Raw genomic sequence first — 25,997 nt, forward strand, 5'->3', positions numbered from 1 at the left:
GTATTTTTGAACCCTATTTTTAAACCAAATTCTTTGTATGGAAGCTACCGTTGTTGAAACAGGTACCGAAGGAAAAACTTGGGGAGGAGGTAACCGACCATTAAAAGCCAGTTATGGCAAAATGATGATGTGGTTCTTTATTGTCTCTGATGCCCTCACTTTTTCAGGATTTCTTGCCGCTTATGGATTCTCAAGATTCAAATTTATAGACTCTTGGCCAATAGCCGATGAAGTGTTTACACACTTTCCTTTTTTACATGGTGTAGAAGCACCTATGTATTATGTGGCTTTTATGACTTTTATATTGATATTCTCATCGGTTACGATGGTTTTAGCAGTAGATGCAGGTCATAAAATGCAAAAAAGTAAGGTGACATTTTATATGTTCTTAACAATCATTGGAGGTCTTATTTTCGTAGGTTCTCAAGCATGGGAATGGAATACTTTCATTAAAGGAGAATATGGTGCGGTAGAAACTAACGGAGGTAAAATTCTTCAATTTCTAAATACAGAAGGAGAGCGTGTAGCTCTTGCAGATTTTGCAACACACATTCCAACAGCTCGACAAGTTCATAATGAAAGTGAAGGGGTTTGGTATAATGCCGAACCAACGCAAACATCTTTTACTTTTGAGGAAGTGAAAGCTGGATTCTTGGCTAATGATAATTTACTAGTTAGAACACAATATCTTAATGAACACGGAGAGCCTACTGTACTTTCAAGAGGAGAGTCTGTAGATAAAATAATGAATGACGGAAAACTAGTGGTAGAAGGTGCAAATCTTAGACACAATGAATATGGCCCACCGTTATTCGCAGATTTCTTTTTCTTTATAACAGGTTTCCACGGTTTTCACGTTTTCTCAGGAATTGTGATTAATATTATTATTTTCTTTAATGTGGTTATTGGTACTTACGAAAGAAGAGGAAGTTACGAAATGGTTGAAAAAGTAGGTCTATATTGGCACTTTGTAGATCTTGTATGGGTGTTTGTATTTACATTCTTTTACCTTGTTTAAGCAGCTTAAAAATTAAAAAATGGCACACGACAATCATAATTTAGCAATCTTTAGAGGAGCAGTTAAGTTTAAAAGTAACCAACAGAAAATATGGGGCGTCTTCGTTTTCCTTTCTATTGTTACTATAATAGAAGTTGTATTAGGTATTATTAAACCAGCATCTTTAACCGAGAATACATTCTTGGCAATGAAATTGCTTAACTGGGTATTTATAATACTTACAATTGTTAAGGCATATTATATCACTTGGGATTTTATGCATATGCGCGATGAAAAATCTGGTTTACGTCGTTCAGTGGTATGGACAGCTATTTTCTTAATAGCTTACCTTATATTGATACTATTAATAGAAGGAGATTATATTTATGAAGTGTATAAAAACGGAGCGGTCAAATTTGACTTCTAGCCTTTTCTATAAATATATATAAAAAAGTCCGGTGATAAACCGGACTTTTTGCTTTTAGAGTGTTTAAAAATTAACTTTAAAAGATTGCCCATACACCTTTTACCCTGTATTTTTGCATTCCAAAATATGATGTTATGAAGCAACATTCGTTCAAGAAATATTTGGTTATTTTTATTTTGTTTGCCTTACCTATTACGGCCTATATGTTCTTTGCTTCTGGCGTTAATAATTTTGCGAAACTACCTACTTTAACAAAGTCCGTACGGAACCTTAATGAATTTAAATTGAAAGACGGTACTCCAGTACACTTGGAAAATAACATTACAGTTTTAGGTTTTTTTGGTAAAGATCCAATGGCAGCTAAAGTGGGGGCTTATAACTTAGCTCATAAAATCTATAAAAAAAATCATGAGTTTAAAGATTTCCAAATTATATTTATAGTTCCCGAAGAAGCAAAGCAACAATCTCAAGAGCTAGAAGCTAAGTTAGCTGAAATTGTGGATACAGACCAATGGAAATTTGCTTATGGTTCTCCACAAGCAATAGAAGCTGTCTTCACCTCCTTACAAAGTAATTTTAATTTAAATAGCTCTTTGGCCACTCCTTATGTTTTTATAATAGATAAGGAGCAAAACTTACGCGGAAGAAACGAAGATGAAGATGTAGGCAAGTTGTATGGTTATGACTCACGAGAAATAGCTGAGATTAACAATAAAATGAGCGACGATATAAAAATTGTTTTGGCAGAATATCGTTTAGCTTTAAAGAAAAATAATGCCAAACGGGAAATTTAAATTTGTACTAAACTTAAAGAGTATATATTTTGAAAAAGTATTCATACATAGGGATTACCGCCATTATATTAATTTTTGGAATATGGGCTATTCCAAAAATAATTGATCGCTTAAGCCATGGAGATGTTGTGGAAAATGACCGCATGAGTAATAAAGCGAATACGCCAAGTATCGCTAACAACTTTGACGATAAAGGGATGACTACTATCAATAAAATCCCTGATTTTAAATTTATAAATCAAGATAACGACACTATATCAAATAGAGATTACAAAGGGAAAGTGTATGTAGTTGAATTCTTCTTTTCTACCTGCCCAAGTATCTGTCCCGTTATGAATACGAATATGCTAAAGGTAGAAGAGGCTTTTAAAAATGAAGATGATTTTGGTATTGCTTCTTTTACCATTGATCCCGAACAAGATACACCAAAGGTTTTAAAGGAATATGCTGATAGTTATGGTGTTGAGCATCCACATTGGAATTTTCTTACTGGAAACAAAAAAGACATTTTAAAGCTTTCTAATGATGGTTTTAAGCTATACGCTGCTGAAAGCCCTGAAGCAGAAGGTGGTTTTGAGCATTCAGGAATGTTCGCTCTTATAGATAAAGAAGGTAATGTTCGTTCTAGAATTGATGAAAATGGAAACCCAATTATCTATTACAATGGCTTAGAAGAGGAAGGCATACAGATGCTAATAGAAGATATTAAAAAACTATTGTAGCATGTTAGAGGATACTTCAAAAAGCACAAAAAGATACAATATCTGGATATGGATACTCTCTATAATCATTCCTATTGTGGTTGCGGTACTCTTTACTGTGCGGATACCAGGAGTTGAGAGACTTGATTTTTTACCGCCAATCTACGCAACAACTAATGCTATCACTGCTATTTTGTTAGTGTTAGCCGTTATTCAAATTAAAAAGGGGAACCGCAACGCGCATGAATTGTTAATGAAATCGTGCATCGTTTTATCTGCATTGTTTTTAGTAATGTATGTGGTGTATCATATGACTTCAGACTCAACACCGTATGGAGGTGAAGGGGTAATAAGGTATGTATATTTCTTTATTTTAATAACTCACATTGTGTTATCAATTACTGTTATACCTTTTGTATTGTTAACCTATGTTCGGGCTATTTCAGGACAATTTCGCAAGCATAAAAAAATAGCAAGAATAACTTTTCCACTTTGGTTATATGTTGCAGTAACTGGAGTAATCGTGTATCTAATGATTTCTCCTTATTATTAAGATTATGAAAACTAAATTTTTTGTACTCATATTATTTTTATTGATAGTAGTTTTTCCTGTTGATGCCCAATGCGCCATGTGTCGCGCAGTTTTAGAAAATGAAGACGGAGGCAGCGCGGCCAAAGGGATTAACAATGGCATTGTGTATCTTATGATTTTTCCTTATTTATTAATTGGAGGTATTGGCTATGCTATCTACAAAATGCGAAAAAACGCAAAAAAAGCTCAAAATTAACATCAAGCCTGTAACAAAAAGGTTTTAAAACAGTCTTATAAATAAAGACTCTTGCCAACCAAGCCTGTAAGTCTTATCAAAAATTTCACAAATTAATCCTTTAATAGTATTTTTTTGTGCTTTATTTATTCACTATGATAGAAATCAAAGACTTACACAAGTCATATCACATGGGAAGCAATTCGCTTCACGTTTTAAAAGGAATAAATTTTAATGTCTCTGAAGGAGAAATGGTTTCTATTATGGGGTCATCAGGTTCAGGGAAATCTACTTTGCTTAATATTTTGGGTATTTTGGATGAAGCCGATGAAGGTACTTACCACTTAGATGGTACCAAAATTAAAAATCTTAATGAGCGAGTAGCAGCAAAATATAGAAACAAATTTCTCGGTTTTATATTTCAATCATTTAATCTTATTAACTATAAGTCTGCACTGGATAATGTTGCTATGCCATTATACTATCAAGGTGAAAAAAGGAATACTCGTACCGAAAAAGCAATGCATTATCTGGAAAAAGTAGGATTGGCAAATTGGGCCGGTCATTTACCTAATGAGCTTTCCGGTGGTCAAAAACAACGTGTAGCCATTGCTCGCGCACTTGCCAGCGACCCCAAGGTATTATTAGCAGATGAACCCACCGGAGCATTAGATACGAAGACTTCTTATGAAGTAATGGAATTGATACAAGGCATTAACGATGAAGGCAAAACCATTTTGGTTGTAACTCATGAAGACGATATTGCTCACATGACTAAGCGTATCGTAAATCTACAAGATGGTATCATCTTAGATGACTCGGTAGTGAAACAAGTGCGGGCTAAAGAAGCAAAAGAAAAAGCATTGGCTCATGTTTAATTTAGAACGTTGGCAAGAAATATTCGAAACAATCCGCAAAAATAAATTGCGGACCTTTTTAACGGGCCTATCCGTCGCTTCAGGTATTTTTATATTAGTCATACTCTTGGCAATTGGGCAAGGAATGCAAAATGGTATCTCTTCTGAATTTCAAAATGATGCTGCAAATAGAATTCAGGTATGGGCAAATGTTACTTCAGAAGAATATAAAGGGATGAACCCTGGTCGCCGTATACAGTTGGATAACCAAGATTACGAGTTGGCCGAAGCCAAAAATATTGATAAGCTGGAGTATAAATCAGGAGTTTTTAGTAATTGGGGTGTCTTAACATCCTATAATGGTGAAACGGGATCATACCGGGTTGAAGGCGTTCGTGGTGATTATCAATTTTTGGAAAATGAAAGCATTGTCGCTGGGCGTTATATCAACCAAAGTGATTTAGATGGGTATGAAAAAGTAACCATCTTAGGGAATCGGGTTTATCAAGATCTTTTCAAAGGAAAAAATGCCATTGGCGAGTATATTTCAATTACAGGAATAAAATTTAAAGTAGTCGGCATTTACACAGATCCCGGTGGAGAACGCGAAGAAACGCGTATGTTTATTCCGCTAACAACAGCACAACGGGTTTTTAACGCAGGAAATAACTTGCGTTCCTTGGTTTTTACACTAAAGCCTGAAGATAAATTTGAAGATGCCGTAGCTGCTTCCGAAGCATTCTCCAATCAATTAGAAAGTGATCTTAAAATGCGTCATACTGTTTCTCCCACTGATGAACGTGCTATAAACGTGAATAACTCTTTAGAAAACGCAAAAAGGTTTTACGACTTGATGGATATGATCCGTTGGTTTTTCTGGGGCGTGGGTATTTGTACCATAATCGCAGGAGTGGTGGGTGTTAGTAACATCATGCTCATTATTGTAAAAGAGCGTACTAAAGAAATTGGTATACGGAAAGCCATTGGTGCCCAACCCTTGTCTATAATAGGAATGATTTTACACGAATCGGTTTTTGTAACCGCCATTGCCGGATTTATAGGTTTAATTTCTGGATTGCTCCTAATCGAGTTTGTGGGGCCATTGATAGAAACCAATTTTATAAGTAATCCATCAGTAGATTTTGGAGTCGCCCTTACAACCGTAATTATTCTGGTAGTCGCAGGAGCCATTGCTGGATTTTTCCCTGCTTACAGAGCCTCAATTATTAAACCCATAGTAGCATTACGTGATGAGTAAGATATTTAGCAGGGATAGTTGGAGCGAAATAATACAAGCGCTAAGTTCAAATTGGTTTAGGACGATTTTGACCGCTTTTGGCGTGTTATGGGGCATCTTTATACTTGTTATATTATTAGCTGCTGGTAATGGTCTTGAAAACGGTGTTAAACAGGGTTTTAGTGGCATGGCAACTAATTCTATGTTTATGTGGGCGCAAACAGCATCAAAACCTTACAAGGGATTGCCAAAAGGCCGTCGGTACAATTTTAAAACCGGAGATGTGGCGGCCATAAAACAAAACGTACCCAATCTACGCTACGTTTCTCCTCGAAATCAACTGGGGGGCTTTAGAGGTGCTAATAATGTTACCCGTGGTTTAAAAACCGGAGCGTACAATGTATATGGTGATTATCCTGAAATCATTAAACAACAGCCCATGGATATTACTTCTGGGCGGTTTATAAATTATTCTGATATTAATGAAAAACGTAAAGTAGCCATTATAGGGGAATCTGTGAAAACAGGATTGTATGATCCGGGTGAAGAGCCTATAGGTACCTATATAAAAATTAATGGTGTAAACTTTATGGTAATTGGCACCTATAAAAAGAAATCAAATGGCGGAGGAGATGCAGAAGAAGCGCAAAAAGAAATTTACGTTCCGTTCACTTCTTTTTCACAAGCTTTTAATATGGGCGAAACCGTAGGCTGGATGGCTATTACTGCCCAAGATGGATCTTCTATCACCAAACTGAAAGAACAAGTATTCGATGTTATAAAATTGCGGCATTCCATTCATCCTGAAGATGATCGAGCAGTGGGTAATTTCGATTTATATGAAGAATATAGTAAAATTAATGGCCTCTTTGTAGCTCTGAACTTCGTAGCCTATTTTGTAGGGATCTTAGTGTTACTTTCTGGAATTATTGGTATTAGTAATATTATGTTGATCGTAGTAAAAGAGCGGACTAAAGAAATTGGCATTCGTCGTGCATTGGGAGCAACTCCTTGGAGTATACGTTCGCAAGTGTTATTGGAATCAATTTTCTTAACCATTATTTCAGGAATGGCCGGTATTGTGTTGGCTTCCGGAGTTTTGGCACTCGTTAATTATGTGATGGACGGAATGGACACCAGTGAAATGATGTTCTTAAACCCTTCTGTAAATATAGGTGTAGTAATGATTGCGCTAATAATATTGATAGTTTCAGGATTATTGGCAGGGTTAATACCTGCACAAAATGCAATAAAAGTAAAACCCGTAGATGCGCTACGGACTGAATAAATAAAACGTTTAACCTTTAAAAATACCGGTTTGCACCGGCATTCAAGATGAAAAAAACAGGAACTATTGTAATTCTCGTTGGTATTGTACTGCTATTTTCCGTAGCTATGTTTTGGTTATGGCAAAAAAATGCAGAAGACCCTATTGTATATGAAACGCAATCACCTACAACTGATAGTATTATAAAAAAGACCGTAGCAACGGGAAGTATTGTGCCTAAAGAAGAAGTATTGATCAAACCAAATATTTCAGGTATTATAGATCAAATTTTTGTTGAAGCGGGAAATACTGTGGAGCGTGGTGATTTAATAGCAAAGGTTAAGGTGGTTCCTAATGTTTCATCTTTAACTAGCGCAAAAAACAATATTAATGCTGCCCGTACACAAGTAGAAACGGCGCGATTGGCTTTTGAAAACCAAAAAAGTATTTACAATCGTCAAAAAGAATTATTTGAAAAAGGTGTGGTTTCAGCTAATGAGTTTGACAATGCACAATTAGCCTATAATCAAGCACAACAACGTTTTAAGCAAGAAGAAGTAAATTTGACGGGAGCTCGCCAAAACTACGATATTGTAAAAACGGGTACCACGAGCGGTTTAGGGGCTTCAGCAAATACCGAAATTAAAGCAACTGTTTCAGGAATGATACTTGATGTTCCTGTAAAAACAGGAAATCAGGTAATCGAAGCCAACAATTTTAATGACGGCACTACTATTGCTACTTTGGCCGACGTTGATAAAATGATTTTTGAAGGAAAAGTAGATGAAAGCGAAGTAGGAAAAATTAAAGAAGGTCTTCCTTTGGAAATTACAGTCGGAGCCATTGAAAATCAGAAATTCGACGCTGTGTTGGATTATATTGCTCCAAAAGGCATAGACGAAAACGGTGCTATTCAGTTTGAAATTAAAGGAACCTTAAAGAAAATCGACACAACAACTTTTATCCGTGCTGGTTTAAGCGCCAATGCATCAATTATTTTAGCACGTGCAGATGATGTTATGGCTATCAATGAAGCTCTAGTGCAATACGATTCTAAAACACAACAACCTTATGTTGAAGTTGAAACGGGTGAACAAGAATTTAAACGTAAAGATGTCGAATTGGGCGTGAGCGACGGGATAAAAGTGGAAGTGCTAAGCGGGATTTCAAAAGAAGATAAAATCAAGATTTGGAACCAAATAAAACCAGCACAATCTATGTAAAGAGAATAGATTTTTACATATTTTTTTAAAATACCTGTAACACTTTCAAGAAACAAAAGACTTATGCATCAACTACAATCAAATATGAAAAAAATAGCGGTTATAGTATTACTTCTTGCTTTTGGTTTTACCGGGCAAGCTCAAGATAATAAAGAATGGACTTTAACAGAATGTGTTGAATATGCGTTGGAGAACAATATTTCAATTAAGCAAAGTCAATTAGACGTTAAAGTTACTGATACCGAAAAACTAGAAGCTTTAGGTAATTTTGTTCCTACTTTAAATGGAGATGCTTCATACCGAACCAATACAGGAGCAAGTATTAATCCAGTAACCAATGCTTTTGAAAATGAAACATTTTCATCATTCACTACGGGTATTACTTCAAGCTTAACTTTGTTTGATGGATTACGAAATGTTCGCGAGTTGCAACGTTCCAAGCTTTCTAAATTAGCAAGCCAGTATCGTCTAGACAAAATGAAAGACGATATTTCATTAGCGGTGGCAAATGCCTATTTACAGGTATTACTTAACAAGGCCAATCTAGAAGTTGCAAAAGCTCAAAATGAAGTTACCTTACAGCAGATAGAGCGGACTAATAATTTGGTAGATGCCGGAACGTTGCCAAGAGGTGATCTTTTAGAAATACAGGCCACAGATGCAGGTGAAAAACAACGAATAGCCGAAACCGAAAATATTGTGACTATTTCATTAATTAATTTGGCACAATTACTTTTAATTAAAGATTACGCAACTTTTGATATTGCTGATGAAGGGTATAATATTGTAGGAGACGAGATTATTGAAAAACCAATACAAGAAGTAATTAATGCTGCTGAAGAAAACCGAAATGAAGTTAAAATAGCTCAGAAAAACGTTGAATTAGCAGAGAAAGATTTACAACTAGCACGTGGGGCTTATTATCCTACGCTTTCAGCTTTTTTCGGATATAATACAAGGTATGCAGATAATGATTTCTTAAATCGTGATTTTACCGACCAATTGTACCAAAACGATGGTTTAGGATATGGCTTACAGCTAAACGTACCTATTTTAAACGGATTTTCAACAAGAGGCAGTGTAAACAGAGGTAAAATTAACCTAGAGCGTAATAGATATCAACTGGAGCAAGCTAAATTAGATTTAGAATCAAATGTCTATCAAGCGTATGTAGATGCTAAAGGAGCTCTTAAAGCTTATGAAGCTTCATTGGTGGCACTAGAATCTCAAGAATTGGCATACGATTATGCAAAAGATAGATATGATGTTGGCTTAACGAATGCTTTCGATTTTAGTCAATCTAAACTTCGGTATGATAATGCTAGTATTGAAGTGAACCGTACCAAATACGATTATATTTTTAAACTAAAAGTATTGGAATTGTATTTTGGAGTTTCAGCTACTGAATTAAAATTCTAACTATGAAGAAAAAAACCATCATCTGGATTGTTGCTATTGCCGTGCTGCTTATTATTTTACTTTTAGTAGGAAAAAAAGCAGGCTGGTTTGGTAAATCAGGTAATTTTAAACAAGTTGAAATTACAAAAGTTGAACCCATCGATATCGTTGAAACCGTTGCTGCTACTGGTAAAATACAGCCAGAAGTAGAAGTGAGTTTATCTTCTGAAGTTTCTGGAGAAATAATTGAACTTCCAGTAAAAGAAGGTCAGCAAGTAGAAAAAGGGGAATTATTGGTGAAAATTAATCCTGATTTAATTCAGTCTGCCCTAAGTCAATCTCAAGCAGGGTTACAAAACGTTCGAGCGCAGCTGTCACAATCTGAAGCAAATTTAAAAAATGCCGAAGCCACTTATAACCGAAACAAAACCCTTTTCGAAAAAGGAGTGATTTCAAAATCTGAATGGGATCGTTCGGTTGCAGATTACGAAGTTGCCCAAGCTAATAAACAAGCGGCCTATTACAGCGTTCAAAGTGCTGCGGCAAGTGTAAAACAATCTAGAGATAATTTATCTCGTACCTCGATATATGCCCCAATGAGCGGTACTATTTCAAAACTAAGTGCCGAATTGGGAGAACGTGTTGTGGGTACGGCACAAATGGCTGGTACCGAGATTATGCGTGTAGCCAACCTTAGTAATATGGAGGTTGAAGTAGATGTTAATGAAAATGATATTGTAAAAGTCTCTGTAAACGATTCAACCATTGTAGAGGTAGATGCTTATTTAAAACGTGAGTTTAAAGGTGTGGTTACTGAAATAGCCAATTCACCCGAAACAGCTTTAACTGCAGATCAGGTTACCAATTTTAAGGTAAAAGTTAGAATTCTGCCAAGTTCATATGCAGATTTAACCGAAGGAAAGCCTGAAAGTTATTCGCCTTTCCGACCTGGAATGACTGCAACTGTTGATATTTTGACAAATAAGAAAAGCAATGTAATAGGTGTGCCCATTAGCGCCATTGTTATAAAAAGCGACACCTCTTCAACTAAAAAGTTTAAGGCAAAAGAAGCAACATCCGATACCGATCAGCGGTTTGAATGTGTATTTGTTAAAGATGGAGACGAGGCAAGGCTTAGAGTGATTTCAACAGGAATACAAGATGATAGTAATATTGAGATAACCAAAGGCCTTGAAGAAGGTGAAACAGTAATAACCGGTCCTTACACCACTGTTACTCGATCGTTGGGTAATGGTGATAAAATTGAAGTATCCAAAGAAGAAAATACTGAAAAATAGCGTATGGCTACTATTCTGTGTATAGAAACAGCAACAACTAATTGTTCGGTAGCGCTTTCGGTAAACGGAAGCGTTGCTGCTTTTAAGGAAGATAACCCTAATGGGGAGCAAAAAGGATATTCTCATGCAGAAAAACTGCATGGATATATAGAAGAAGTGCTAGCGTCCGGAAATGTCTCCAAGAGTAATTTAGATGCCATAGCGGTAAGTAAAGGACCAGGATCCTATACGGGGCTACGAATAGGTGTTTCTGCGGCTAAAGGGCTTTGTTATGCCTTAGAAATACCTTTAATTTCAATTTCTACTTTACAATCGCTCTCGCTTCAGGTTAAAGAAGAAGATACATTTGTTATTCCGCTACTTGATGCACGACGAATGGAAGTATACTCAGCAGTATTTTTTTCAGAAAAAAGAATCAGAGAAACTAAAGCTGAAATTGTAACAGAAGATTCTTTTTTGGAGTATACAGATAAGAAAAAAACAATTTTTATAGGTGATGGGGTTTCAAAATTTGAACCTCTTTGTCAACATCCAAACACGACGTTTATTACAAATAAACTTCCTTCAGCAAAACAAATGGCTGCACTTTCAGAAAAAAAGTTTAAAACCAACGACTTTGAAGATGTCGCTTATTTTGAGCCTTATTATTTAAAGGATTTTATTGCTGGGTAATCAACCTAAAACGTTTAAAATAAATTTATAAAAAAAAGCGGTATCCAATTTATGGTACCGCTTTTTGTATAGAATAAATAGGAGTTAAAACTTATAAAATTGAGTTGAAGTAAGTAACTAGCTCTGCTAAGTCTTGTTCTTCATCAAGATTTATATTTTGCTCTTTAATGTATTTTTTAACCTCTTTTTTCTTTTTCTTCATGACGTCAAGTACTTTTGATCTTCTAGTAGGAAGCTCGTAAAAAGAACCATCTTTACCTACTAAATAATAGGTTATAGTTTCTACCCATTCTGCAGGTCTATCGCTTTGGTAAGAGGTTTCGGCGAAATAAGGCTCTTTATAAGTGACTATTGCTTTTTTGTAAAGATCAAATTGATTTCCTTCTGTTACGATGTTAAAATAGCCACCTTTTTCTTTTGAACCCTTATAAGGTACAAAAACATATATGTCTTGAAATATTTTAACGTAAACATCCGGATCTTTAATGAGTGCGCTGTATTCTTCAGAGTCTTTACTCTTTGATATTTCAATCTCGTCAGCAAAAGCATTATAACGTAATAGAACGTTTTTGTTAGCTAACTCTTTTCCTTGATATATGTTTCCTTTTATAAAACTTTCATTTGCATAAGGAGAGCCTTTCATACTTTCAAACTCTTCTTTAGATATATCAAAAGAGGCATATCGTTGTTCAATATCTATTTTTTTTGATTGGAGTTTCTGCAAACTAGTTTCTAGACCACCTACAGGATCCTGTGCAAAAAGCATTGTAGAACTAATCAAAAAAGCTAGTAGTAATGAGTGTTTTTTCATAATTTATATTTTAAAGTGTTATAAATATACTAATTATTGTCTTTTTTTACTAATTTAAAGGAATTTAGATTGTATTTGTGTATATTGTGTTATGGGGTAAGATGTTTAATCTGGCAGTTTCTAAGCGTACTTTTCCTTCTTTAGTGGTGTATCATTTTATATTCCCAAAACTATTGTTCTTACGATACGATTATATTCATGAGTTTACCAAACTATTGTCTAATCCGCATAATTATTTAATGGGTTTTATTGCTAGATAATCTATACTCTTTATAATAAACACATAAAAAAAGCGGCACCTATAAAGTGCCGCTTTTTTCTATATAGAAATTAAACTTATAATAATGAGTTGAAGTAAGTAACAAGTTTTGATAAATCTTGCTCTTCATCAAGATCTATATTTTGCTCTTTAATATATCTTTTAACTTCTTTCTTCTTTTTGCTCATGACGTCTAGTACTTTTGACCTTCTAGTGGGAAGTTCGTAAAAAGAACCGTCTTTCCCTACTAAAAAATAGGTTACAGTATCAACCCATTTAGCTGGCTTATCTGTTTGATAGGATGTTTTGGCATATGTGGGTTCTTTATAGGTAACTTTCACTTTTTTGTAAAGATCAAATTGATCTCCTTCGGTCACAACATTAAAATAGCCCCCTTTTTCATTAGAGCCATTATAAGGAACAAATTCATAAATATCTTGGAATATTTTTACATACACGTCAGGATCTTTAATGAGTGCATTATATGTGTCAGTCTGTTTATTTTTTTTTATTTCTATCTCGTCGGCAAAAGCATTATAACGTAATAGAACGTTTTTATTTGCTAACTTTTTTCCTTGATATATGTTTCCTTCTATAAAAGTTTCATTTGCATAAGGAGAGCCTTCCATACTTTCAAACTCTTCTTTAGATATATTAAAGGAGGCATAACGTTGTTCTGAGTCAATTTTTTTATTTTGAAGTTGGTACAAACCTGCCTCTTGAGCTGAGACCCCAATCGTACCAATTAAAAATACTAATGGTAATATATATATTTTCATAATATGTATTTAGTTATTATTAATTATTATCCTTTTTTGCTATTTGTACAGGATTTAGGTTATAATGATGTACATCGCGTTGTGGAAACGGAATGCTTATTCCAGCTGCTTCTAAGCGTGCTTTTCCTTCTTCAAGGGTGTGCCATTTTATACCCCAAAAATCTTCGTTCTTAGCCCAATAACGCAGGGAAAGGTTAACTGAACTGTCACCTAAATCACCCACGACAATCATTGGTTTTTTATCTTCATCCTGCATAACAGTTTCTTGTTCATTAACAAGATTAAGTAATATCTCCTTGGCTTCCTTTATGTTATCATCATAACCTATGCCAAAAGTTAAAGCTGCTTTCCTAATTCCTTGGGAAGAGTAGTTTATAATGTTATCATTAGATAGTTTTCCATTGGGTACTATAGCTTCTTGATTACCAAAAGTTAAAATACGGGTATTGAAAATAGAAATTTCTTTCACGCTTCCTTCTATGCCTTGAGCCGAAATCCAATCGCCTACTCTAAATGGTTTTATCAATAAAATTAAAACCCCTCCAGCGAAATTGGCAAGTGAACCTTGTAAGGCAAGACCAATAGCCAAACCTGCGGCACCAATAACGGCAACCAAGGAGGCAGATTCAACACCTAATTGAGTGATGACCAATACAAATAGTAGGATTTTTAAACCCCAACCTATCAGGCTCGCTATAAAATTTTCAAGTGTTACATCGTACTCTTTTTTATCAAAGAACTTACGTACAAACTTATTAATGATTTTTATCACCCATAAACCAACGACCAACATCACGATGGCCCCGATTAGTGTAGGTAGAAAATCAATCAGTTTTTGTCCATATTCTTCGGCATAAGTTTGCCAATTGTTTAATTTGTCCATTTAATTTAATTTTTTTTAATTGTTTTAATAGCTTTTTTTATTTCTGAAACAGGCAGTTTGCATGTATTGTCAATGCAAACGTAAATCAATGTTTCATCTTTAACAAACCTGTTTTGTAATAAAAACAGGTCTGATGCTTTAGTACTTCCGGCAAGTAACGTATTAGGCAAGTACTTTTTATTTATTTCTTTTGTTTTTTCTGGTGCGTTGTCGCCCATAATGACTGTTTCGTAAAACTTTGATTTATAATTGGTGAGTAAATTCAACCAATTGGAAAAACCTATTGGATATGAGGATAACTCTTTCAGCACATTGGTGAGCATTTGTTTTGCGGTTGCTTTATATTGCTCGTCATTGTAATATCGCGATAATTTAAACAGGTTTTTAGCCATAATGGAATTTGAAGCAGGAATTACATTGTCCCGATATTCAAACATGCGTGTCATTAATTTATCATCTTTCGATGAAGTGAAGTAAAACATGTGCTTCTCGTCATCGTAGAAATATTGAAAAGCATAATCTGCCATTTTTTTTGAGCTATGCAGCCAGCTTTCATCCAAAGTGGCTTGATACAAAGCAATAAATGCTTCAATTACTGCGGCATAATCTTCTAAATAACCATTAATCGTGCTTTTTCCGTTTTTATAATTGTGAAATAAGGCACCATCATCCTGTAATTGCTTTTCTTTGATAAAATGGGCATTTTGTAAAGCGGCCTCCAAATATTCTTTGTTCTGAAAAGCTTTATACGCATCCACGTAGCCTTTTAACATCAGTCCGTTCCAAGAAGTCAGTGTTTTATCATCTAGACGTGGTTTTGGCCGTTTGTTTCGATAGGTGAGCAATATTTGTTTCCAGTCTTTCTTTTTTTTCTGTAATGTTTCTACTGAAATTGAAAATGTTTCAGCGATTCTGGCATCGCTTTTATCACGAATCAACACATAATTTCCCTCCTCCCATATTCCAAAGTCGTTTACATTATAATATTCTTTGAAAATCTCAAAATCTTCTTTTATAAGTTGCTGTAACTCTTTTTTAGAATAGATATAATAAGCTCCTTCTTTTAATTGTCCAGAGGCAGTTTCACTATCAGCATCTAAGGATGAATAAAAAGCACCTTCGTTATTTGTTAAGGTTTCTGAAACAAATTGCAATGTTTCTTCAACAACTTCTTTATATAATGGATTTTTAGATTGTGCATATGCTTTGCTATATAAACTAACCAATTGGGCGTTATCATAGAGCATTTTCTCAAAATGTGGTACATGCCATTTTTGGTCTACACTATACCGCGAAAATCCACCTCCAATAGCATCGTAAATTCCGCCATACGCCATTTGAGTTAATGTTTTTTCTACATATTCTAGCAACGTTTTATTATTGTTTTGAGCCCCATAGCGCAATAAAAACTGATAGTTGTTGGGCATCATAAATTTAGGTGCCTGTTTGTACCCTCCAAAACGGTGATCGAAATTTCGGCTCCATTTTTCAATTAAGCTTGTAGTGTCAAAACTTGAAAAATCAGTTTCTTCGGTGTTCAACTCAATGAGGTCCATGCTTTTTATACCATCTTCCAACTTTTTAGCATACTCCTCCAATTTTTCAGGAGTATCCTTATATACTTGTTGTATTTGCTGCAATGCCTCAATCCATTGTTCTTTTTTAAAATAAGTGCCGCCCCAGACTGGTCGTCCGTCGGGTAGGGTAACCACATTTAAAGGCCATCCGGCACCACCTGTCATTAATTGTACGGCGTTTATATAAATCTGGTCAATATCGGGGCGTTCTTCCCTGTCTACTTTAACCGAAATGTAATCTTGGTTCATTACATTGGCCACTTCTTGGTTTTCGAAACTTTCGTGCTCCATTACATGGCACCAATGGCAAGCTGCATACCCAATACTAACAATCATCAATTTGTTTTCGGTCTTTGCAGTTGTAAGCGTTTCTTTATTCCAAGCCATCCAATTCACCGGGTTACCTGCGTGTTGCAGCAGGTAAGGACTGGTTTCTGTTTGTAATTGGTTTTTTTGTTTTTCCAAGTTTATATGGGTTGGGATTAGTTGTTTCAGAAAAATAAAATACGCCTTTGATTGTGTCAAAAGCGTATTCAGTTTTTTAATAAGAAGTGTGTTAACTTACTTCAAAAGTAATTTTTACATTCACACGAAATTGAGCTACATCATCTCCATTTACTGTACAACTTTGTTCGTTAACGTAAACTGATTTGATGTTTTTTACTGTTTTACTGGCGTGTTTTACCGCTTTTCTGGTTGCATCTTCCCAACTTTTATCGGAGTTTGCCAACACTTCTATAACTTTTAATACTGCCATAACTTTTGGTTTTTAAATTAGATTACTCAAGATACGTATTTACAGTTGCTTACACTCTCAAATAATCGTTAAAACCTTGTTATAATAGTGGCAATGGTAGTTTATGTTTAGGAAAAACTTATCCGTTTATAGCTTCAACAGTTTGTACCCGACCGTTCATCATATCTTTTAGCATCGTTTCAATACCATTTTTTAAGGTAACGGTAGAGGAAGGGCATCCACTGCAAGCTCCTTGTAAGATTACGCGAAGGGTTTTGGTATGCTCATTAAAAGAATCGAATGCAATATTACCACCATCACTAGCTACAGCAGGTTTTACATACTCATCTAGAATAGAAATGATTTCTTTGTCAATATCTTTTAGATCCTTATTTGAAATAGATTGTTGTGAAGTTGTTTCTTCTTTTTCTTTTTTCTGAAGTATTTCATCCGTAAGCACAGGTTTGCCTTCTTCAATATATTTTCTAATGAATTCACGGATTTCCATAGAAATTTCTTGCCATTCAGCCATATCATATTTTAATACAGACAGATAATTAGCGCTAATAAAAACTTCTTTTACAAATGGAAATGCAAACAAGGCTTTTGCCAACGGAGCATGCAATGCCTCATCAATGTTTTTAAACTCAAAAGTGCCATCCACCAATGGTTTATTGGCGACAAACTTCATAGCTGAAGGGTTTGGCGTACTTTCGGCATATACGGTAACTGGTACTTTCTTTTGTGTCTCAGCGGCTTCGGTGATAACTTCTTTTCCGCTGTTTAAATATTCTACAATGGATTCAGAAACTTCATCTTGGACATCTTCCCAAGTTACTATGTCATACTTCTCAATCGCAATAAAATTTTGTGAAATATAAACGGTCTTCACAAAAGGAAGATAGAATAATTGCTGTGCAATAGGACTGGGTTTCGCTTCATCAATATTTTTAAACTCGTAACTATTGGAGCGTGTTAAAAATGAATTGGCTACAAACTTTACTATGCTTTCGTTATTTGTAGTTTCTATGGAAATAGTGTAATTAGACATACAATCTTTTTTTGCAAAATTAAGGAAAGTAAATCAATACATTTAATATATTTGGCGATTTACCTAATAAATACAATTTCTATTGTATTTAAATTATTTGAGTTAGTGTTTATGAAGAAATATTACTTTATTCTATTATTAATAGTTCCTTTTACTCTTTTTTCTCAACAACAAATTAAATTATACCAACAATTTAATGGATCCTTCGATTTCTCTGCCTTTGGGAACACTTTAAATAAGACCGAAAATGGAGTAGGGGCACCTTGTGATATTTTAACTTCGTCCACTGCTAACTTTAGTTTACAGCAAGGGCAAAACTTGAGAGCGGCATATTTATATTGGGCTGGTTCTGGGCCTAGCGATCTTGAGGTGAAATTTAATGATATTGATGTAAGTGCACAAAGAACTTTTAATGTAAATAACAGTGGGCTGCCTTTCTTTTCAGCTTTTGCTGAAGTAACTTCTATTATCGAAAATAACACTTCGGGCTCTTACACTTTGTCGAATATAGACTTAGATGTTAGTAGCTATTGTGCCGGCGGACTTAATTTTGGCGGGTGGTCAGTAATTGTCGTATATGAAGATTCAGGCTTAGCTACAAAAAGACAAGTATCTATATTCGATGGATTTCAATTTGTAGATGATAATTCCTCGTTAGATATTACATTAAACTTTCTATCTATTACAGACTCTCAAGATGCTAACATTGGCTTTTTAACTTGGGAAGGAGACAAGTCGATTAATATTACTGAGAGCTTAAGGGTAAACGATAATATTGTTAGCGCTCCCCCTTTAAATCCAGCCGATAATGTTTTTAATGGAACAAACACCTATACAGGAAACGATCAATTATTCAATATGGATATTGATCTTTTTGAAATGAATGCATTTATCTCTGCAGGAGACGAATCTGCAGAAATATCACTTACTTCTGGTCAGGATTTTGTTATTGTAAATAATATCGTGGCAGCGTATAATAGTGAAGTGGATCTCGATGCAACTATTGAAATTGATGATGTTTTTGCATGTGGTACAAGTAGTATTAATGTAGATTATACTGTTTTTAACAAAGGAACCATCGGGCTGCTTTCTGCAAACACACCCATTGCTTTTTATGCTAATAATACATTGATAGGACAGGAAAAAACCAGAACATTCTTATCTAGTAATGAATTTGAAACTGGTACTGTAAATTTGGTTATACCAGCAAACATACCTAGAGACTTTACCTTGAAAGCAGTTGTAGATGATATTGGAGATGGAACGGGTATTATAGAAGAAAATAATGAAACCAATAATGAGTCACTTGTTCAGTTTCAGTTTCCAGACCCTCCAAGCCTTGTGACTTTCGAAGTGTGTGATACTTTTGAAAATAATGATGGTATTTTCAACTTTAATTTAAGATCTGAAACATTAATAAGCTTACTGTTAGAAAATGAAGACCCGGCAGATTATACGGTAGATTATTTTATTTCTGAAGAAAACGCAATAAACAATCAAAACCCATTAGCCGATATCTTCATAAATGCTCAAAACCCAGAACGTATTTATGCAAGAATAACCAGGAATGGAACTTCTTGTTTTATTATTAATGAAGTACTGTTAAAAGCTAAGTTATTACCAATAATAACTATTAATAGTACTTACAGGTTGTGCGTTGATGAAAGTGAAAGCCCTATTCCTGAAGAAAGCGGACAGTTGTCACCTCCGCTAATAGATACAGGTATTAATCCCTTGCTGTATAATTTTGAATGGTTTTTAAATGGGGAAGAACTTATTGGCGAAACTGAAGCGAGTCTCATAGCAATTGAAGAAGGTGAATACACGGTAACGGTGAGTAATATAGAGAGTGGGTGCAGTAATTCAGAAAAAACAACAGTTTTTAAATCTTCACCTCCTATAAATCCTCAAAGTATTGTTACTACCGATGCTTTTTCTGAAACACATAATATTGAAGTGACCCTAGATGGGTACGGAGATTATATCTATGCTTTAGATAATAAGCCTCCTCAAGATAATGGACTTTTTCTGAATGTTAAACCAGGATTACATCTTGTTGTAGTACGAGATAAAAATGGTTGTGGTACAATTATACTTGATAATATTGCAGTTGTGGATTATCCCAAATATTTTACACCTAATGCAGATGGGTACCACGATAGATGGAAAATTAAAAATCTAGATGTTATTTCACCTCAAGCTAATGTTTATATTTTTGATAGATTTGGAAAATTACTCAAACAATTAAAAACTAATGGCGAAGGTTGGGATGGAACATTTAATAATAAGCCACTGCCCTCATCAGATTATTGGTTTCTTGTGGAATATACAGAAAAAGGTGCCTCTAAGCAGTTTAGAGGTCATTTTACTTTAAAAAGATAATAGCTTTCTATGAATTATAAACTTACTTGCTTTTTGGCATTTTTTGTGGCTTTAAATTATACCTATGCACAAGAAGGAATCCCTATTTACTCAGATTATTTTTCAGATAACTATTATTTAGTATATCCTTCTATGGCGGGAGCCGCTTCATCCAATAAACTAAGGTTGACGGCCAGGCAGCAGTGGTTTGGGGAAGAAGAGGTGCCTAATTTACAAACGTTAAGTTTTAATGCCAGAATAGGAGAACAGTCGGGACTTGGTGCGATTGTTTTTAATGACAAAAATGGATATCATTCACAAAAAGGTGCATATCTAACCTATGCGCATCACCTGCTATTTTCAAGATCCGAAATAGACTTAAATCAGTTATCCTTTGGTTTAAGTGCTGGTTTTGTTCAATCAAGTTTAGATGAAACCGAATTTGATATTTCAGATTTTGATCCGGTTATATCAGGGATTGTTCAAAGTAGTTCTTATTTTAATATAGACTTTGGGGTCTCTTATAACTTTTTAAATTTTTCAGGGCATTTTGCGGTTAAGAATCTTCTTTTCCAAAACAGAGATTTATATACCGAAGCATTTGAACCTTCCAATCAGCGAAATTACCTATTAGGAGGCTCCTATGTTTTTGGAAACAATGCCGATGTTTGGAATTATGAACCTTCTATTTTATTTCAGTTAAAAGAACGAACAGGAGAGAAAGCAATAGATGCAAACTTTAAAGCTTATCGAGAAATGAATTTTGGAAAACTTTGGGGAGGGATTTCATACCGACGAAGTTTTGATGGTGCAGAATACCTAGATGGGCAGTCTGTAGAAAGTCAAGTGCTACAAAATATTACCCCTATTTTAGGTGCTAATTATAAACGCTTTTTAATTGCTTATACCTATTCACATCAATTTGGGAATATTAACTTTGATTCAGGAGGGTTTCACCAAATAACACTTGGGTATGATTTTCAAGGAAAAAAAACCAAAGTGTATGATTGTAATTGTCCTGCAGTTAATTAAAAATCCATTTCTTCAACCATTATTTTTTCAGAATAACTTTCAAGAAGACTGTTAAGCGTGGTAACTTTAGTATTGGTGAAAAACTGGAGTGAAGGTCTTTTATTTGTATCGGTAAGTAAATCTTTTTGCTGTAATATATTACGCGTTTGTTTAGCGACAGCTTGTCCAGAATCTATTATGGTTACGTGAGAGGGCAATATTTTATTTAGCTGAGGAATAAGGTAAGGGTAATGAGAGCAACCTAAAACCAAGTAATCAATGTTGGCAGTAATCATAGGAGCTGTGTATTTATTTAATAGCGTTTTCATTTCATTGGTTTTCAGTTCTGCATTTTCAATTAATGGAACCAACCCTTCGCCAATAATTTCCACCACTGAAATTTCCTTGGTGAACTCTTTTGCCGTTTTATGAAATAAGGCACTACTCAACGTTCCTTTAGTCGCTAAAATACCGATGCTTTTATGTTTTGTTTGTAGCGCAGCGGGTTTGATGGCCGGCTCAATGCCAATAATAGGAATATCATATGTAGATCGTAATATGTCAATAGCATTTGTGGTTGCTGTATTGCAGGCTACCACAATTATTTTACAGCCCATATTTATTAGGGCTTCTGTATTTTTTATACTTAATGAAACTATTTCGTCCTGTGTTTTGTTTCCGTAGGGGGCATTTTTACTGTCCGCTAAATAAATAGTGTTTTCATTAGGCATTAAGTGATGAATTTCTTGCCATATAGAAGAACCGCCAACGCCAGAATCGAAAATACCAATGGGACTGTTTTTGTTCATATATGTAAAAATAAAAACTGCCTACATATATGTAGGCAGTTTTATAATTTTTTTTAGGAGTAATTAGTATTACTTAAATTCCTAATTCTTTTTTAACATCTATCATAAGGTCTTTACCGTCGGCTAATAGTATACCACTACCCGTTGTAGAATCCATTACGTATTGAAATCCTTGAGCACGGCCTACTTTTTGAATTGCAGCACGTGCTTTCTCTAATACTGGCTTTAAGATATCCTCTTGTTTTTTCTGAAGATCTTGCATGGCTTGTTGTCTGTATGACTGTATGTTTGATTGCATACCTTGAACTTCTTGAAAACGTTTTTCGTTCTCCTCATCTGTTTTAGTAGCAGCTTCTTGGTCGTACTGAGTCATTTTTGTCTGAAGTTCTTTCGCCATTGCCTTAATCTCGGTATCGTACGTTTTCTGTATTTTATCAAGCTCGCTTTGTGCCGCTTTCATTTCGGGCATTGCTTCAACTAAAGCTTGCGTGTCTATGTGTGCAACTTTAGTTTGTGCATTAACAAAACTTGTAGCTCCTACAAAAATAGCTAAAGCTACCATTACTGATTTTAAATGTTTCATTGTATTAAATTTAAGTGTTATGATTTATTGATTTGTAATTTTTTAATTTTCTTCGTCACCAGTATTATTATCCTGATTGCGTTCTTTTATTCTCTCTTCTCTTACTTTTTGAATAGAATCTATTCTTTGTTGCCGTTCTTCTAAAATGCGTTGTCTTCTGGCTTCAATTTCAGCTTTTCTAGCATCGCGGATAGAGTCACGTTGTTTTCTACGCTCTTCCATCATCTTTTCGCGTTCGTTTTTCTTATCTTCAATTTCTTGCTCTCGTTCAGTAACGGCACCTTCTTCTTCTGCACTTAGCTCTTCTTTACGTTCTATTTCTTTCTCCTCACGTTTAGTCTGAGCTTCTTCTCTTTTAGCTGCACGGTTTATACTTCTTAAAACAACATCGCTTATGTCGTTTCGCTCTGCTGCGAAAAGCATGACTACATCTGCAGATTTGTCAAAGATAAAATCGTACTTTTTATTTTCGGCGATTTCTTGTACGATATTAAAAACCTGATCTTGGATGGGTTGTACTAATTGGCGTCTTTGTATCATTAAATCACCATTAGGCCCAAAGCGATCTTGCTGATAATCCAGCATTTCGTCTTCCAATATTTTTATTTCTTCTTCTCGCTCTTCAATAAGTTCGTTTGTTAGCAGAACACGTTCATTGCTTAAATTAAGTTTCATTTGTTCTACCTCTTTACTTTTTTTCTCGATGTCTTTTTTCCATCGTTGTACTTTTCCTTCTAATTGTGTTGAGGCTTCTTTATATTCAGGAACATTCTCAAGAATATATTCCATGTCTATGTACCCAATCCGGGCTCCACGTTGAGCTTGGGCAGCAAACCCAAAACTTAATAAAATAAATGATAAAAAAAGTAGCTTGTTCGTTTTCATAATCTTTGGTTGTTGTTTAAGAAAATATCGTGCCAAAATTAAAATTGTTGTCCAAGAATAAAGTGCGTTTCCCATCCGTTGGGCTGATTACCACCAAGTATAGGGTCAAACCCATACCCAAAATCAATCCCTAATAATCCAAATGCCGGCATAAATATACGTAATCCTACTCCAGCAGATCGCTTAAGCTCAAATGGGTTATAGTCTCTAAAGCCATTAAAAGCATTTCCGCCTTCAGCAAAACCTAATACAAAGATAGAAGCAACTTGCTTTAATGTTACCGGATACCGTAACTCTAACGAAAATTTATTAAATATGGTATTTCCGTCTTGATCAGATAACGATTGGTTGGGGTACCCACGTAATTGTATTACTTCACGGCCATCTAAACTAAATGATCCTAAACCATCACCTCCCACGAAATATCGCTCAAAAGGAGGAATTCCTCTTTCTTGGTTATAAGCTCCTAAGAAACCAAATTCAGTACTGCTTTTCAACACTAATTTATCGATGAGGTTTGTATACCAATCTCCTTTAAACTTTAACTTATAATATTCAAGAAATTTAAAACGCTCTTGGTCAATATCGGCAATTCTGTTTTGAGATGCTCTAAAGCTTGAGCTTGTTGAAGGCACTTCAGATAAATCGGATCTTTCATTGGCTAATGCGCCATAATCAACTCCATTAAAAAGAGAATAAGGAGGTGTTAATTTTGCCGTTATGCTAAATTCTGAACCTTTAATGGGGTAAATAGGGTTTGTGGCGGTATTGTTTCGGCTAAGCCCGATAGTATAAGCCAAGTTGTTAGAATACCCGTCACCAAATGTAAATAATGATGTGTTATAGTTTTGTAAGTTGTAATGCTGAAAGCTGATAGCTTGAGATAACTGGAAAAAGTCATCTGGCCATTTTAATCGCTGTGCAATTCCTATGGACCCACCGGTTATTAAAAAACGGCGATCCTTGTTTACATCCCTACTCCTAAAATCGTACAAAAATTGTAATGTATGGGAAAAAGAAGTGGTTAACTGCACCGGCTTTTTACCTCCTAGCCAAGGCTCAGTTAGAGAAAGGCTGTAGGTTTGGTAAAAGCTACTCGCTTGTGCTCGTAACGAAAGTTTTTGACCATCACCCATAGGTAATGGCTTATATGCTTCTTTATTGAATATGTTACGAAGTGAAAAATTGTTAAACGATAGTCCTAATGTACCCACAAAGCCACCACCTCCGTAACCTCCTTGCAATTCTATTTGGCTGGCTCCTTTTTCAACTACTGAATATTCTAAGTCAACCGTACCGCTGTTAGGATCTACATTTTTGAAGTTTGGCGATAATTGTTCGGCATCAAAATAACCTATTTGCCCTAATTCACGAATGGTACGTACCACGTTTCGTTTACTGTACTTTTGCCCGGGGCGGGTTCTAAGTTCACGGTAAATTACATGGTCATTAGTTTTATCGTTCCCTACTACAGTCACATGATCAAAATAAGCGAGTTTCCCTTCACGAATCCTAATTTCAAAATCGATAGTGTCGTTGCGTACGGCTACTTCAACCGGATTTATTTTTGAGAATAAGTATCCATTATTTTGATATAGGTTGGTGAGGTCTTGTGCCTCAGGATCCTCAACATCAGCGATGCGTTCTTGGAGCAAAACTCCATTGTAGGTTTCGCCTTTTCCGATACCTAATACCTGTCGCAATTGACCATCTGTGTAAACACTATTACCGATAAAACGAATATTTCCGAAGTAATATTTATCACCTTCTTCTACATTTAGCTTTAGCGCTACATTTTTTTCATCCTTAGTGATTAAAGTGTCGCTAATAATTCGGGCATCCCGGTATCCATTTGCTTTGTATTTATCTATAATAGAAACTTTATCTTTTTCAAACCCTTCTTTTGTATATTTTGAACGTTTGAACACTCTTAGAAAGAATTTTTGTTTAGTTTCTTTCATGGCCCTGCGCAGTTTCGCATCTGAGAATTGCTCATTGCCTTCAAAGTCGATATCGGAAACTTTTACACGTTCGCCTTTATCGATTTTAATGGTCATGTTTTTGGCAATTTCCTGCCCAGTAGAGTCAATTTGAGGGGTTTGGGTGATGATTACTTGGGCATTAAGGTACCCATCTTCTTTATATTTGTTCCTTATTTTATTTTTGGTGGTTGTAAGGAGGTTTTTGGTGATTTTAGTGCCAGCATCCAACTTGTTTTCCTTAAGGATATCTTTTTTCTTCCCTTTGCGAATACCTTCTATGGTAACTTCATTTAGCTTGGGGAGTTCAACTATGTAAAGCTCCAAATCTGCTTTGTCTCCGTCAATATTAGTAACGTAGAAAGCAATATCACTAAATAGGTTCTGCTCCCAAAGTTTTTTGGTTACAGCACTTAGCTTTTCGCCAGGAATGTAAATACGATCTCCTACTTTAAGACCTGTAAAGGCTATTACGGTTTGCTCGTTAAAGCTTTGTGCTCCTGTAACTTTAATATCGTTTATGGTGTATTTTTTACCACTGTCCAAGTCTCTTTGCTGCGCAGAGAGGGAAAAAACCGTCACTACTGTAAAAAGAAAAATACAATATAGTTTTTTGTAGGATTTCAATAATAAGC

General features: G+C 35.1%; 25 protein-coding genes. 15 read left to right on the forward strand and 10 right to left on the reverse strand.

Annotated features, from left to right (window positions below; translation table 11 throughout):
* Positions 1-37 precede the first annotated feature (37 nt).
* From DZ858_RS06005 to tsaB, 13 genes are all read left to right on the forward strand, one after another.
* The gene (locus DZ858_RS06005) at positions 38-1,018 is read left to right on the forward strand and encodes a cytochrome c oxidase subunit 3 (RefSeq protein ID WP_117158672.1); all 981 of its coding nucleotides are present in this window, start codon (positions 38-40) and stop codon (positions 1,016-1,018) included.
* A gap of 19 nt (positions 1,019-1,037) precedes the next feature.
* Positions 1,038-1,424 carry a cytochrome C oxidase subunit IV family protein gene (locus DZ858_RS06010; RefSeq protein ID WP_117158673.1) on the forward strand — a complete coding sequence of 129 codons (387 nt, stop codon included), beginning with the start codon at positions 1,038-1,040 and terminating at the stop codon, positions 1,422-1,424.
* A gap of 134 nt (positions 1,425-1,558) precedes the next feature.
* Entirely contained in the window at positions 1,559-2,218 is a 660-nt protein-coding gene (locus tag DZ858_RS06015) for a hypothetical protein (protein WP_117158674.1), read from the forward strand.
* A gap of 29 nt (positions 2,219-2,247) precedes the next feature.
* The gene (locus DZ858_RS06020; RefSeq protein WP_117158675.1) at positions 2,248-2,940 is read left to right on the forward strand and encodes an SCO family protein; all 693 of its coding nucleotides are present in this window, start codon (positions 2,248-2,250) and stop codon (positions 2,938-2,940) included.
* Position 2,941: 1 nt separating this feature from the next.
* Positions 2,942-3,472 carry a DUF420 domain-containing protein gene (locus DZ858_RS06025; protein ID WP_117158676.1) on the forward strand — a complete coding sequence of 177 codons (531 nt, stop codon included), beginning with the start codon at positions 2,942-2,944 and terminating at the stop codon, positions 3,470-3,472.
* Between the two features lie 4 nt (positions 3,473-3,476).
* Positions 3,477-3,707, forward strand: coding sequence for a hypothetical protein (locus tag DZ858_RS06030; RefSeq protein ID WP_117158677.1), 231 nt, complete (start codon positions 3,477-3,479; stop codon positions 3,705-3,707).
* A 134-nt stretch (positions 3,708-3,841) separates the two neighbouring features.
* Positions 3,842-4,564 carry an ABC transporter ATP-binding protein gene (locus tag DZ858_RS06035; protein ID WP_117158678.1) on the forward strand — a complete coding sequence of 241 codons (723 nt, stop codon included), beginning with the start codon at positions 3,842-3,844 and terminating at the stop codon, positions 4,562-4,564.
* On the forward strand, positions 4,557-5,801 hold the full coding sequence (locus DZ858_RS06040; protein ID WP_117158679.1) for an ABC transporter permease: 1,245 nt from the start codon (positions 4,557-4,559) through the stop codon (positions 5,799-5,801). The genes DZ858_RS06035 and DZ858_RS06040 overlap by 8 nt, the downstream gene beginning before the upstream one ends.
* Position 5,802: 1 nt before the next feature.
* A complete protein-coding gene (locus DZ858_RS06045; RefSeq protein ID WP_117159535.1) occupies positions 5,803-7,068 on the forward strand; it encodes an ABC transporter permease in 1,266 nt (421 codons plus the stop codon).
* Positions 7,069-7,115: 47 nt separating this feature from the next.
* Positions 7,116-8,270 carry an efflux RND transporter periplasmic adaptor subunit gene (locus DZ858_RS06050; protein ID WP_117158680.1) on the forward strand — a complete coding sequence of 385 codons (1,155 nt, stop codon included), beginning with the start codon at positions 7,116-7,118 and terminating at the stop codon, positions 8,268-8,270.
* A gap of 84 nt (positions 8,271-8,354) precedes the next feature.
* On the forward strand, positions 8,355-9,689 hold the full coding sequence (locus tag DZ858_RS06055) for a TolC family protein (protein ID WP_117159536.1): 1,335 nt from the start codon (positions 8,355-8,357) through the stop codon (positions 9,687-9,689).
* Between the two features lie 2 nt (positions 9,690-9,691).
* Positions 9,692-10,966 carry an efflux RND transporter periplasmic adaptor subunit gene (locus tag DZ858_RS06060; RefSeq protein ID WP_117158681.1) on the forward strand — a complete coding sequence of 425 codons (1,275 nt, stop codon included), beginning with the start codon at positions 9,692-9,694 and terminating at the stop codon, positions 10,964-10,966.
* A 3-nt stretch (positions 10,967-10,969) separates the two neighbouring features.
* A complete protein-coding gene (gene tsaB, locus DZ858_RS06065) occupies positions 10,970-11,638 on the forward strand; it encodes a tRNA (adenosine(37)-N6)-threonylcarbamoyltransferase complex dimerization subunit type 1 TsaB (protein WP_117158682.1) in 669 nt (222 codons plus the stop codon).
* A gap of 91 nt (positions 11,639-11,729) precedes the next feature.
* On the opposite strand, the gene DZ858_RS06070 is transcribed toward tsaB, so the two are convergent.
* From DZ858_RS06070 to DZ858_RS06095, 6 genes are all read right to left on the reverse strand, one after another.
* A complete protein-coding gene (locus DZ858_RS06070) occupies positions 11,730-12,449 on the reverse strand; it encodes a hypothetical protein (RefSeq protein ID WP_117158683.1) in 720 nt (239 codons plus the stop codon).
* A 336-nt stretch (positions 12,450-12,785) separates the two neighbouring features.
* Positions 12,786-13,487 (reverse strand): hypothetical protein, encoded by a 702-nt coding sequence (locus DZ858_RS06075; RefSeq protein WP_117158684.1) that lies wholly within the window; start codon positions 13,485-13,487, stop codon positions 12,786-12,788.
* Positions 13,488-13,506: 19 nt separating this feature from the next.
* Positions 13,507-14,370, reverse strand: coding sequence for a mechanosensitive ion channel family protein (locus tag DZ858_RS06080; protein ID WP_117158685.1), 864 nt, complete (start codon positions 14,368-14,370; stop codon positions 13,507-13,509).
* A gap of 5 nt (positions 14,371-14,375) precedes the next feature.
* Positions 14,376-16,412 carry a thioredoxin domain-containing protein gene (locus tag DZ858_RS06085; protein WP_239990726.1) on the reverse strand — a complete coding sequence of 679 codons (2,037 nt, stop codon included), beginning with the start codon at positions 16,410-16,412 and terminating at the stop codon, positions 14,376-14,378.
* Between the two features lie 91 nt (positions 16,413-16,503).
* Complete coding sequence (locus DZ858_RS06090; protein ID WP_117158686.1) at positions 16,504-16,704, reverse strand: dodecin family protein; 201 nt, start codon at positions 16,702-16,704, stop codon at positions 16,504-16,506.
* A 118-nt stretch (positions 16,705-16,822) separates the two neighbouring features.
* Entirely contained in the window at positions 16,823-17,734 is a 912-nt protein-coding gene (locus tag DZ858_RS06095; RefSeq protein WP_117158687.1) for a NifU family protein, read from the reverse strand.
* 111 nt (positions 17,735-17,845) lie between these two features.
* On the opposite strand from DZ858_RS06095, the gene DZ858_RS06100 reads away from it, so the two are divergent.
* Complete coding sequence (locus DZ858_RS06100) at positions 17,846-20,116, forward strand: T9SS type B sorting domain-containing protein (RefSeq protein ID WP_117158688.1); 2,271 nt, start codon at positions 17,846-17,848, stop codon at positions 20,114-20,116.
* Positions 20,117-20,125: 9 nt separating this feature from the next.
* Complete coding sequence (locus DZ858_RS06105; RefSeq protein ID WP_117158689.1) at positions 20,126-21,127, forward strand: PorP/SprF family type IX secretion system membrane protein; 1,002 nt, start codon at positions 20,126-20,128, stop codon at positions 21,125-21,127.
* Here the strand turns inward: DZ858_RS06105 and murI are convergent.
* The 4 genes from murI to bamA form a co-directional block, all read right to left on the reverse strand.
* Positions 21,124-21,915: a glutamate racemase gene (murI, locus tag DZ858_RS06110; RefSeq protein WP_117158690.1), complete on the reverse strand. Its 792-nt coding sequence runs from the start codon at positions 21,913-21,915 to the stop codon at positions 21,124-21,126. The two genes, DZ858_RS06105 and murI, sit on opposite strands and share 4 nt — an antisense overlap.
* A gap of 73 nt (positions 21,916-21,988) precedes the next feature.
* Positions 21,989-22,498: an OmpH family outer membrane protein gene (locus DZ858_RS06115; protein WP_117158691.1), complete on the reverse strand. Its 510-nt coding sequence runs from the start codon at positions 22,496-22,498 to the stop codon at positions 21,989-21,991.
* Between the two features lie 42 nt (positions 22,499-22,540).
* The gene (locus DZ858_RS06120) at positions 22,541-23,383 is read right to left on the reverse strand and encodes an OmpH family outer membrane protein (protein ID WP_117159539.1); all 843 of its coding nucleotides are present in this window, start codon (positions 23,381-23,383) and stop codon (positions 22,541-22,543) included.
* A 38-nt stretch (positions 23,384-23,421) separates the two neighbouring features.
* Entirely contained in the window at positions 23,422-25,989 is a 2,568-nt protein-coding gene (gene bamA, locus DZ858_RS06125; protein ID WP_239990727.1) for an outer membrane protein assembly factor BamA, read from the reverse strand.
* Positions 25,990-25,997 lie beyond the last annotated feature (8 nt).

It is taken from the genome of Marixanthomonas ophiurae (assembly GCF_003413745.1).
Taxonomy (GTDB): Bacteria; Bacteroidota; Bacteroidia; order Flavobacteriales; family Flavobacteriaceae; genus Marixanthomonas; species Marixanthomonas ophiurae.

Excerpts from the sequence above, each read along its gene's own strand:
- DZ858_RS06005 (WP_117158672.1), top strand. The coding sequence starts at position 38 with ATGGAAGCTACCGTTGTTGAAACAGGTACCGAAGGAAAAACTTGGGGA.
- DZ858_RS06010 (WP_117158673.1), top strand. The coding sequence starts at position 1,038 with ATGGCACACGACAATCATAATTTAGCAATCTTTAGAGGAGCAGTTAAG.
- DZ858_RS06015 (WP_117158674.1), top strand. The coding sequence starts at position 1,559 with ATGAAGCAACATTCGTTCAAGAAATATTTGGTTATTTTTATTTTGTTT.
- DZ858_RS06025 (WP_117158676.1), top strand. The coding sequence starts at position 2,942 with ATGTTAGAGGATACTTCAAAAAGCACAAAAAGATACAATATCTGGATA.
- DZ858_RS06030 (WP_117158677.1), top strand. The coding sequence starts at position 3,477 with ATGAAAACTAAATTTTTTGTACTCATATTATTTTTATTGATAGTAGTT.
- DZ858_RS06035 (WP_117158678.1), top strand. The coding sequence starts at position 3,842 with ATGATAGAAATCAAAGACTTACACAAGTCATATCACATGGGAAGCAAT.
- DZ858_RS06040 (WP_117158679.1), top strand. The coding sequence starts at position 4,557 with ATGTTTAATTTAGAACGTTGGCAAGAAATATTCGAAACAATCCGCAAA.
- DZ858_RS06050 (WP_117158680.1), top strand. The coding sequence starts at position 7,116 with ATGAAAAAAACAGGAACTATTGTAATTCTCGTTGGTATTGTACTGCTA.
- DZ858_RS06055 (WP_117159536.1), top strand. The coding sequence starts at position 8,355 with ATGAAAAAAATAGCGGTTATAGTATTACTTCTTGCTTTTGGTTTTACC.
- DZ858_RS06060 (WP_117158681.1), top strand. The coding sequence starts at position 9,692 with ATGAAGAAAAAAACCATCATCTGGATTGTTGCTATTGCCGTGCTGCTT.
- tsaB (WP_117158682.1), top strand. The coding sequence starts at position 10,970 with ATGGCTACTATTCTGTGTATAGAAACAGCAACAACTAATTGTTCGGTA.
- DZ858_RS06070 (WP_117158683.1), bottom strand. The coding sequence starts at position 12,449 with ATGAAAAAACACTCATTACTACTAGCTTTTTTGATTAGTTCTACAATG.
- DZ858_RS06075 (WP_117158684.1), bottom strand. The coding sequence starts at position 13,487 with ATGAAAATATATATATTACCATTAGTATTTTTAATTGGTACGATTGGG.
- DZ858_RS06080 (WP_117158685.1), bottom strand. The coding sequence starts at position 14,370 with ATGGACAAATTAAACAATTGGCAAACTTATGCCGAAGAATATGGACAA.
- DZ858_RS06090 (WP_117158686.1), bottom strand. The coding sequence starts at position 16,704 with ATGGCAGTATTAAAAGTTATAGAAGTGTTGGCAAACTCCGATAAAAGT.
- DZ858_RS06095 (WP_117158687.1), bottom strand. The coding sequence starts at position 17,734 with ATGTCTAATTACACTATTTCCATAGAAACTACAAATAACGAAAGCATA.
- DZ858_RS06100 (WP_117158688.1), top strand. The coding sequence starts at position 17,846 with ATGAAGAAATATTACTTTATTCTATTATTAATAGTTCCTTTTACTCTT.
- DZ858_RS06105 (WP_117158689.1), top strand. The coding sequence starts at position 20,126 with ATGAATTATAAACTTACTTGCTTTTTGGCATTTTTTGTGGCTTTAAAT.
- murI (WP_117158690.1), bottom strand. The coding sequence starts at position 21,915 with ATGAACAAAAACAGTCCCATTGGTATTTTCGATTCTGGCGTTGGCGGT.
- DZ858_RS06115 (WP_117158691.1), bottom strand. The coding sequence starts at position 22,498 with ATGAAACATTTAAAATCAGTAATGGTAGCTTTAGCTATTTTTGTAGGA.
- DZ858_RS06120 (WP_117159539.1), bottom strand. The coding sequence starts at position 23,383 with ATGAAAACGAACAAGCTACTTTTTTTATCATTTATTTTATTAAGTTTT.